The organism is Moorena sp. SIO4G3 (assembly GCF_010692305.1).
Lineage (GTDB): Bacteria > Cyanobacteriota > Cyanobacteriia > Cyanobacteriales > Coleofasciculaceae > Moorena > Moorena producens_A.
Genome location: NZ_JAAHIG010000561.1, coordinates 1 through 4,103 on the forward strand (window position 1 = coordinate 1; position 4,103 = coordinate 4,103).

Sequence of the window (4,103 nt, forward strand, 5' to 3'; positions counted from 1 at the left end):
GCTGAACAACGTATGGTTTTTGACAAGTCTTTGCAAATAGCTGAATCTCAATCTCTGGAGGAAGATTAGTCAAACCTTGGCCTAAAAGGGCTGAATCTATAGATTTAAGCGAGAAAATGCCCAATCGAATATCGGCAGATCAATACCTGAGTCTGTCGGTTTCTATTATTGAGGAACAAAGAAGATCACTCTTGGACTGGTATGCCAGAGTTGGTCGAGATTTACCTTGGCGACGAAGTTGGGAACCCTATAGCATCTGGGTGTCTGAAATTATGTTACAGCAGACCCAGGTCAAAACGGTCATTCCCTACTATCACCGCTGGATGGAGCAATTTCCCACCCTCGAACATCTGGCATCTGCTGACTTACAGCAAGTCCTCAAAGCTTGGGAGGGTCTGGGATATTACTCCCGTGCTCGCAACTTGCACGCCTGCGCTAAAACAATTATGCAGTGTCATGGTGGCGTTTTTCCCCAAAAGCTGAGCCAGGTCTTAGCATTATCAGGGATTGGTAGAACAACAGCAGGTGGTATTCTCAGCGCTGCCTTCAATCAGCCAGTGCCTATTCTCGATGGTAATGTTAAACGAGTAATAGCACGATTGGTAGCATTGCCGATACCACCTGCCAAAGCCACTCAACAATTATGGAAGCTATCAGAAGCGTTACTGGATCATCAACATCCTCGAGAGTTTAACCAAGCAATAATGGATTTGGGAGCAACTATATGTACTCGGAAAACTCCCAATTGTCCTGATTGTCCCTGGAAATCTTACTGTCAGGCTTACAATCTAGGTATTCAATCTGAAATACCTATGCGTGAACCATCTTCTCCCCTACCCACAAAAAATATCGGTGTCGCTGTGATCTGGAACGACCAGGGACAAATTCTAATCGACCGCCGACCTGCAAAAGGCTTATTGGGTGGTCTTTGGGAGTTTCCTGGTGGCAAAATTGAGCTTGGTGAAACTGTCCCGGAATGTATTAAACGAGAAATTCAGGAAGAATTGGGCATTGAGATTGAGGTTGGGGAACACCTGATCACAATCAATCACGCCTACAGCCACTTCCGTGTTGTGCTAAGTGTACACCACTGTCGCCATCTCAGTGGTGTTCCGCAACCTATTGAATGTGATGAGATTCGCTGGGTCACCTTAGATGAAGTAGATCAGTTTCCCTTCCCCAAAGCCAATACTCAGATTATTGCGGCTTTGCGCTCTCAAGAGGGGAGAAACTATGAAGTATGAAGTGTCACTGCGAGTTGTGGGTAAAGTGTCAGCTAAGGTTTCTCGCATTTAACTTTTGGAACTCTGAGACTGAATCCCTGATAGTAGCTTAGCTCGCTTCTCATAATTATTAGATGCAGTAAAGCGCGATTACCTGATCGATTCAACTGATAAAGCGCTTTAAACCTTAAAGCTTGTACCTTCAACCCCATTTCCTATCGATAAATCGGTAAGGTGAAGTGAAAACAGCTGCCACCCTTGATAGGTGAATCAACCCAAATGCGACCATAGTGGGCACGGATAATCTTTTGACATAGGGCTAAGCCCAACCCATAGCCTTCTATAGCTTCGTCTCGTTTAAGGCGGAAGTGGTCTTCAAAAATGCGATCGCGATTTTCTTGTGGTATACCAGGACCATCATCGCAAACGCTGACTTGAACTTTCTGGGTAGTACGGTGGATGCTAGACACAGCAATTTTCCCCCCTTTGGGAGTATACTTAATGGCATTATCCAGCAGGTTAATTAGCACCTGACGCACCAATTCTTCATCGCCGTAGACAGGAGGCAAGTCTTGTGGGATGTCGGTTTGCAGAACCTGAGCCTTGAGCTGAAACTGTTCGTGCATCTGAACTAGAACATCTTGGCAAAGTCTGCCCAAATTGAGTTTATGAGGTCGGATGTTGAATTCAGCATTACTTCCCTTCCTAGCTTGCAGCAGATCCACCACCATCCGGTTGATAGTGCGCAATTGATTACGAGCTTGCTCAAACAGCCGTTCCTTTAGCTGTGGCGTCAGCCCACGTTTTATACCATTCTGGGCGACTGGTTGCTCTAGCTGTAGGGTTTCCAAGGCAATGGATACTGCTGTCAAAGGACTACGCAAGTCGTGAGCTAACATCGATATGACTTGGTCTTTAAATTGCAGCTGCTCAAGCAATTCTTCTCTATCTTTCTTCAGGCGAAAGACTTCGTCGGATAGTCGAATCAGTTCCAAGGCACAAGCTAGGGAACCAGCTGCCTCTGGTAATGTGTCAGCCGAGGAGTTAGATGAGCGAACAGTTGGTTGTAAAGGCAATCCTTGGGTAAGTTGGGTTTGGTTTTCTTCTAGAGAGCGTTGCCAGCGGGGCCACCAGCTCTTCAGCTGGGCAACTAGATTACTACCTGCAAGGGTTTGTTTGGGTTTCGGATTAATCTTAATCAGTGCTGGGGTTGCTACTAGCTTAAAGTGTTCAGCTAGATAGGGTTGTTCCCCAACATCCACAACCTTTAGTTCAAAGGGATACTCTGTCTTAAGAGTTTCCAGATAATGGTGGATAGACTGGAGCTGTTTACGGGAACCGGGACGTTCATCGACAAACAGCAGCAGTTGTAGAAAGGTTGGGGAGTTAGTGTGTGTTTGTGTAGCTGCCTGCATGCAATTTGGTGTTAGCACTCTTAACCAATAAGGCTGGAATAAGACTAAGATTTGTTATTTTTTGTTGGTGATGTGTGCTTCCTTACAATTTAATGTCTATTTTATTATTTTATAGTCTCGTTACTAACCAGCCCTTTTCTGGCACTTTCCCAGTCTATTTGAGACTAAAATCTTAAAATAATGTAACATTATCGCGGATTGCGTCAATTCTCCTTTAACAATCTATCCACGGCTGCTACTTGATCATGGCTATTGGCTACCTTGCTCTTGTCCTTCACGCCCATTTACCGTTTGTGAGGCATCCAGAAAGTGATTATGTTCTAGAAGAAGAGTGGCTATTTGAAGCCATTACTGAAACCTATATTCCCCTACTACATGTTTTTGAGGGATTAAAGCGGGATGGGATTGACTTCAAAATAACCATGAGTATGACACCACCTTTGGTGTCGATGCTACGGGATCCACTTCTACAAGAACGTTATGATCGCCATCTGTCACTGCTCGAAGAACTAGCCAAGAAGGAGGTTGAGCATAATCAGCATAATGGTCATATCCGTTACCTAGCCCAACATTATGTTCAAGAGTTCAGCGCCATTCGCCAAACATGGTTACACTATGAAAGGGATTTAGTCAAGGCATTTAAAAAATTTTTAGACAGTAATAACCTGGAAATTATCACCTGCGGTGCTACCCATGGCTATTTTCCTCTGATGAAGATGTATCCCCAAGCAGTTTGGGCTCAAATTCGGGTGGCTTGTGAACATTATGAGCAAAACTTTGGCTGTCCGCCCAAGGGCATCTGGTTACCGGAATGCGCTTACTACGAAGGGATGGAGGAGATGCTAGCAGATGCTGGTTTGCGCTATTTTCTGATGGATAGTCATGGTATTCTGTACGCTCGTCCCCGACCACGGTTTGGTACCTATGCCCCCATTTATACTGAGACAGGAGTTGCTGCCTTTGGTCGTGACCATGAGTCATCCCAGCAGGTGTGGTCTTCGGAAGTCGGGTATCCAGGAGATCCAGTATATCGGGAATTTTACAAGGATTTAGGCTGGGAAGCAGATTATGATTACATTAAACCTTATATTATGCCCCATGGACAGCGGAAGAATACGGGTATCAAGTATCACAAAATTACAGACCGTGGTACAGGATTAGGGGACAAGCAACTGTATGATCCGTATTGGGCAAAAGACAAAGCTGCGGAACATGCTGGAAATTTCATGTTTAATCGCCAGCAGCAGGTTAAACATCTAGCAGCAATGATAGAGCGTTCTCCAATTGTGGTGTCTCCCTATGACGCAGAGTTATTTGGTCACTGGTGGTACGAGGGTCCTTGGTTTCTGGATGTCTTGCTCCGTAAGTCGTGGTATGACCAGAACACCTATGAAATGACTCATTTAGCAGATTATTTGCGGAATCATCCGATCCAACAAGTCTGTAAGCCTTCTCAATCTAGCTG

General features: G+C 45.1%; 3 protein-coding genes. 2 read left to right on the forward strand and 1 reads right to left on the reverse strand.

Annotation, left to right across the window (positions count from 1 at the left end; genetic code table 11):
- Positions 1 to 116 precede the first annotated feature (116 nt).
- A complete protein-coding gene (gene mutY / locus F6J99_RS42695; protein ID WP_293122909.1) occupies positions 117 to 1,244 on the forward strand; it encodes an A/G-specific adenine glycosylase in 1,128 nt (375 codons plus the stop codon).
- 194 nt (positions 1,245 to 1,438) lie between these two features.
- Here mutY and F6J99_RS42700 read toward each other — a convergent pair whose 3' ends face one another.
- Positions 1,439 to 2,638 (reverse strand): histidine kinase, encoded by a 1,200-nt coding sequence (locus F6J99_RS42700; protein WP_293122914.1) that lies wholly within the window; start codon positions 2,636 to 2,638, stop codon positions 1,439 to 1,441.
- 245 nt (positions 2,639 to 2,883) lie between these two features.
- On the opposite strand from F6J99_RS42700, the gene F6J99_RS42705 reads away from it, so the two are divergent.
- Positions 2,884 to 4,103: DUF1957 domain-containing protein (locus tag F6J99_RS42705; protein ID WP_293122911.1), on the forward strand; the 1,220-nt coding region annotated here is incomplete at its 3' end.

Coding starts and splice junctions, on each gene's coding strand:
- mutY (WP_293122909.1), top strand. CDS start 117: ATGCCCAATCGAATATCGGCAGATCAATACCTGAGTCTGTCGGTTTCT.
- F6J99_RS42700 (WP_293122914.1), bottom strand. CDS start 2,638: ATGCAGGCAGCTACACAAACACACACTAACTCCCCAACCTTTCTACAA.